Below are 5,970 nucleotides of genomic sequence, written 5' to 3' on the forward strand. Positions count from 1 at the left end.
GTATTGAATTTTTTGCCAATAGCCATTTTTTGGTAATGGTATGTCTAGTTTTTTGCAAACTTTTCTTAAGCCATTATCAGAGAGGTTGTATTTCTTTGCTAATTTAGATAATGGATTTTCCCAAACTAAATCGTAAAGTTCTTGTCTTGTGAGTATTGTATTTTCCATCAGCTACTTAATTTAAAGAAGTACTAAATTAAATAATTAAAATAAATCAAAAAAAAATCGGCTTAGAGATTTCTAAACCGATTGTTATTTATGTTATAACTATTGTATCTTAAATAGGAAGTGATTTTAATTCACTAAGTGTTTTCTTTGCTAATTCTATCTTATCAGTAAATAGTTCTTTACCTTTAAGAGAAGCAGCAACAGTAGCAATCTTTTCTTTTGTCTTAGCAGACATAGAAATAACCTTAGAAGCTTTTACAGTTGTTTTTGTAGTTTCCATAATTGTCTGTGTATTAGTATTTAATTAAATAACAAGTACTTAATGTTTTGCAAAGTTATATTATTTTTTCTTATAAACCAAAATATCATCGTATTCGTGTTTTGGTATGTATTGTACAAACGTATTTGCTTTACTTTTATTACGTCCAAAGAAGATATAATCTACACTTAATTCTTCAAAGTTTTTATCCACATAATATCTGTATGTTTTAATTCGTCTTTGATAGTTTTTACAATGTTCTACACATTTCTTTTTGCAAGTAGGTAAACAATCATTTATAAACTCATCGTGACTATCACTACCACTTACAAGAATTACAGCATCTTGGTTTATAGCAAAAAACATAGGTACTGTACTTAATACTGTATTGAATACTATGTATATATCTCCATTATTACTATTTACATCATCAACTATTGTGCCTAATGCTTCATCATAATCGCCAAAACCTAAATTATATACTGTTCTTCCTCCCATATTTGCTACAGGTGTATATTCAATAGCTTTGATTATTGTTTTTTCTCCTACACTTTCAAATAAGTATTGGGTTTTTATTTCTTCAGCAGTTTGTTCGGTATTGTATATTGGTAAGTTGTTCAATGCGTGTACTTTTAAATTCTTTATTCTGTAAACATAATTAATTTTTTTAACAGATAAAAATGTAACTAAATTTTTACTTTAACACTATTTAAAATATGTATTTTGTTTTAGTTGATTACAAAAACCAAAGGTTATTTTTACCGAAATCGGGTAGTTTGTCTCCTTCGAAGTGTGGAAATATTTGGGCAACCATTTCTGGGTATTTTATGGTTACTGGTAGGTTTTGTTGTTTTATGGATTTCCAATACATTCGGCTGAATTGATATACTTGATCTATTAACTCCTTTACTGTTGGAATGTCTTTTAAATATTCTTCATCTGTGGAGCTTAATGCTAACTTTACTGGAAATGGATAATCTTTTGTTGTGCCACTTTCACTGTATTTGGCATTGTTGAATAGTAAGTATTTTAGCTTTGCTATTTCTATAATAGTTCCGCTTAATGGCATCAACGCTTCGCTACTAGTATCAAATGCTACATAGTCATTTGCTTCTGTTTTATTGATTGTAATTATTATTACTGGAATGTCTAATCTTAATGTTTTTAATACTTTTTGAATTGGGTCTATTTCTTCTTTACCCATTGGTTTGTAGTAGTGGATTATTAATCTTTCTACATCGTTGCCATTATCAACTACAAATTTTAATATTTGTTTTCCAATTGCTCCGGCTATTAAATCATATTCGTTATCACGGAAACAATCGAAGCCTTTGAACTCTCCTTTATTGTTGAAACAAAAGGCACTGCCAACAAATCGTGTATTGGTTTCGGCTGATTTAAAAGCACCAACACCTACAATTAATTCTTGTTTTAGTTCTCTGTCTAAACGCCACGGAATACCGTCTATTTTTGCTAATAGCGCTGGTGTTATGTTTGCTAAAAACTCTCCAAAATAGGCATTATTGATGCTTTCTTTATAGATTACTTGAGAGGTTATTTCGTGTTTTAATAGTTCTTCTTTTACTTGGTAGTATAGTTGTTTGTTGTCCTGGTCTTCTTTATGAATTGGACTTATGTAGATTGCCACATATCTTGTATTTGGTGTTTTTTCTAAATTGATTAGATGGTGTTTTAGTTCTTTTACAGCAGTAGTTGTACTTTCAAAAGCTAAACTGGTATCTTTATCCATATAGAATGGTTGTTTGATATGGGTTTTTAGCGGAGGAAAGAAAGTTTTATATCCTTTTTCAAAATAGCCAAATAATGGAATTACATAATCTTTACGGTCTGGTTTGTGGTAAATAAAGAAAAATCGAACGTTTGCGTGTGGACTTGCTTGATATGGTCCAAAACTTTTCATACCTCCTCTTGGGTCGATGCTAGTATTATTGAAAAACCTTAAGTTGTTTGAGTTTTGATGTGTTTTATGAATGTCTTTTTCAGGAATAATAAAAAAGCCATTTTCATCTAATGGTAGCATTTTTTTAAACGCTTCTGTGTTTAAATACTTATTGTAAAAATCCTTTATGTAGTTGAAGTATGGTTTATATCTATTTCCTTTTTTTGGTACGCTGTGAGGTATGCTGAGGTGGTTTTTTAATGGTATGTTTAGTAATGGAAATACTTGTTCGAGGTTTTGTTTTGCTTCTTCTGAAAGTAAATCGAATTTGAATATTTCTTTTTTATACACTACTGTTTTAAAATAGTTTGATGGAATGTCTATTTTATCAATGCTTGTTATAGCAATTTTGGAAGTTCCGTCATAGGAAAGGAGTAGTGCAGGACTTTTTGTTAGTCCTGAAAACTCTATTTTCAAAGTGTATTTATTGTATGTTTTGTAACCTGTTGCTACTTCTTTAGTATCTAAAAACCAAACCTCAACATCTTTTACATAATTGAATTGTATGGCATCGGCAATAGTATAAAAATAATTGTACACAAGTCTTGTATAGTAGTGTTTTGCAAAAGTAGTGCTGTGAACCATATCTACTGATGCCATCATATCACAATCTTGCGTGTCTGAAAAATTGGAATACAAGAATTTGAGGTCTTGTAATTCGGTCTTAAAATTATCCCATATCTCATTGGGCAAATCTCCTCTATGAATAGGATAGAAGCCGTCTTTTTTTTCTTTGTAAAAACCAAACTCTTTCTTTATTGAAGGATGTTGGAATGGGATGATGTTTATTTTAAGGTTTTCCAAATTGATTTTTTTAGTATATTATTTCAACTCTTTATATTCTTTTTTAAGCTCTTTTAGTTTTTGATTCATTTCTACTTTTAGATTGAATTGTTTTTCTTTTTTAATCTTCACTTCAAGTTCTTCGATTTGCTTTTTAAACTTTGTTTTAGAGCTGTCTTTTTCAATTATCTCTTTTATATTTTTACTTTGAAATCCTGATATTTGAGAACATAAATCGGTGAAAATAAAATCTATACTCTCTTTTAAGTTAAGCGATATTTTTTTCTTTGCATTTGGCTGCCATTCTGAAATGAAATTCCAATCTATAACTGCTGTATTTTCATTATTTATGTGATTGTGTTTCTTGGATGTGCTTAAATAAGTTTCTTCTCCAAATGTTACTATAAAAACAATGTGATAGGGAATTGCTTTATCTATAACATTTAGTAATGGCTGTATCTTTTCTTTTGTTTTTAATTTGATTTCAAATATTTGAATTTCTTTTACATCACTACCATCAAGATTGATAGTGTCCTTTGACAATTTATTTAGCCAAGTGATTTTATCAATAGTATCTGTAAACTTCTTTTTTTGCGATGAATTAGTAAAATCATCAAAAGCGTTTTTAGGTATAAATCTGTTTACAATAGTAGATTTTGGAAGTTCAAAATAGGTCATTTTATTACTACGAATGAAATTAAACTAAAATCTTCTAAACCTTTCACATTATTAGTTAATGCTGTTGTGCCGCCTGAACGGAATAAACTTTTAATATCTTTATCTGCTTCGGTCTTAACGATAGAACCAATTGATTTTTTTAATAAATCGGAATAGAAATCCATATTTTTGAAATCATTTGTTTCATCACAAAACTTGTCGCATAATTCTGTTAATGGTTCGTAATATCCTTTACAATGTAGTCTGATTGCATCTAATGATTTTTTCGCATCAAAATGATTGTGGATTATTTCGCCGTTTTCTTTTATGTAGATTATGTAATATGGATGCAAACGATTTTGTTTATCAATATTTACTTCATTATTGATATTTCTTAAAACAAAAATTACTCCTTTGCTTTCCTCATTTTCTGCTTCTGCAACTGCATAGATTCCTTCTGGGATATTTTTTAATTTTCCATATTTTTTGAGGAAGTTTGATAAATCTACTCTAAAGTCATTCAATCCTAAATCTGTTATACTAACTCCTTCTCTTAAATCTTCAAGGTCAACAACTTCTTCTTGTAATTTTTTTAATTGAATTTTGCGGTATTCTAAATCTTTATCATCGGTTTTTAAAATGTTATCATCACCTGTACTAGCCATATTACTAATAAGCATTCTATCTTCAACACGTTGCTTTAAATTTATATAAGCATCCAAAGAAACATCTGGCCAAAAGTTGACCATTGTAATACTTGAATTAATAGAGCCTATTCTGTCTATTCTACCAAATCGCTGAATTATTCTAACAGGATTCCAATGTATATCATAATTAATAAGAAAATCACAATCTTGTAAATTCTGTCCTTCTGAAATACAGTCGGTTGCAATTAGAACGTCAATACTGTCTTCAAGATTTGGAAATATATCCTTTTTGTTTTTTGAAATCGGAGAAAAACAAGTTAACAATGTATTCAAATCAGTATTAATATTTTTACTAGTACATAATCTTTTTGAACCGGTAATTAATGCTGTATTGATATTATAATTTTCTAATAAAGTATCTTTTAAACTATTATATAAATAATTAGCTGTATCGGCAAAGGCTGTAAAAATTATTACTTTTCTATTGTTTTCGTTTATTGGATTTTGAAATTTTTCTTCAACAACTTCCATCAACTTTTTTAGTTTAATATCGCTTGAACGGCTAATATTACTAATTTCATCAGATAATGTTTGTAAATTGTCTAAATCTACTTCTAAATCTTCAATCCATCTTGTCTTATCTAAATCCTCAACTCTAACTTTTACTTTTTTACCAATTATGTTTTCTTCATCACCCCAATCTGCATCCCAATCAACATTTTCATTATCTATATCCCATTGCACACTTGAAACTGAATCTGTATTGTCTTTTTTTAGTAATTCTAATCTAGTTTTTATTTGTGATAAAATATCATTTAAAGTCAAACGAAATGAATCAATGGAACTCTCGATACGCTTTAATAAATTGATGCGCATTAATAACTGCAAACTTTTTTCTCTATCTACTTGCGTAAAAGTTCCTGAACCTGATTTTACTTTTTTATCATACTTATCAGCATATAATTGAACTTTACTTGGTAAAATATAATTTAATGGAGAATAAACAGAGAGGTTTAAAAGCGTTAATCTTTCCGCAATATTTTCAAAATTTATCTTCTTATCTGTTAATGGGCTATGAATAGATACAGGTTTATTTCTTACTGGAAATTTACCAATATCTGAAGTATCATAATATTTAGTAATGTGTTTTCTAGAACGTGCAATTGTTAAACTGTCTAATATCTCAAAGAAATCAAAATCAAGCATTTCTAAAAGCTTTTCAGTTGTTCTATCGTCATTAGATAATTTAGACCAAGTATTGAAAGATTTTTGCGCTCTAACAAAAACTGTATCAATATTTCTTTCAGTATTTAAACGGTCATTAATTTCAAAAGAAGCTCCTTCATAAGCAATAGCTAATTGATTTTTTAAATCATTAAATCTATTATTTACAGGCGTTGCTGAAAGCATCAAAACTTTAGTTTCAATTCCTTCTTGAACAATTTTTCTTAATAGTTTTTGATACCTATTTTCTTTACCTACCGAAGTGCTATTGT

General features: G+C 28.7%; 5 protein-coding genes. All 5 read right to left on the reverse strand.

Features of this window, described 5'->3' with window-relative positions:
• Positions 1-277: 277 nt before the first annotated feature.
• Entirely contained in the window at positions 278-448 is a 171-nt protein-coding gene (locus tag ACIQ2X_RS12845; protein ID WP_298391532.1) for a hypothetical protein, read from the reverse strand.
• Between the two features lie 60 nt (positions 449-508).
• Positions 509-1,048 carry a DUF6934 family protein gene (locus ACIQ2X_RS12850; protein WP_396179322.1) on the reverse strand — a complete coding sequence of 180 codons (540 nt, stop codon included), beginning with the start codon at positions 1,046-1,048 and terminating at the stop codon, positions 509-511.
• A 115-nt stretch (positions 1,049-1,163) separates the two neighbouring features.
• A complete protein-coding gene (locus ACIQ2X_RS12855) occupies positions 1,164-3,191 on the reverse strand; it encodes a Piwi domain-containing protein (RefSeq protein WP_396179324.1) in 2,028 nt (675 codons plus the stop codon).
• An 18-nt stretch (positions 3,192-3,209) separates the two neighbouring features.
• Positions 3,210-3,848 carry a DUF4391 domain-containing protein gene (locus tag ACIQ2X_RS12860; protein WP_396179325.1) on the reverse strand — a complete coding sequence of 213 codons (639 nt, stop codon included), beginning with the start codon at positions 3,846-3,848 and terminating at the stop codon, positions 3,210-3,212.
• Positions 3,845-5,970, reverse strand: a 2,126-nt coding sequence (locus ACIQ2X_RS12865; protein ID WP_396179327.1) for a helicase-related protein, incomplete at its 5' end; no start/stop codon positions are given. The genes ACIQ2X_RS12860 and ACIQ2X_RS12865, both read right to left, overlap by 4 nt.

The sequence above is a fragment of the Flavobacterium sp. genome (assembly GCF_044368625.1).
In the GTDB taxonomy this organism is placed as follows: Bacteria; Bacteroidota; Bacteroidia; order Flavobacteriales; family Flavobacteriaceae; genus Flavobacterium.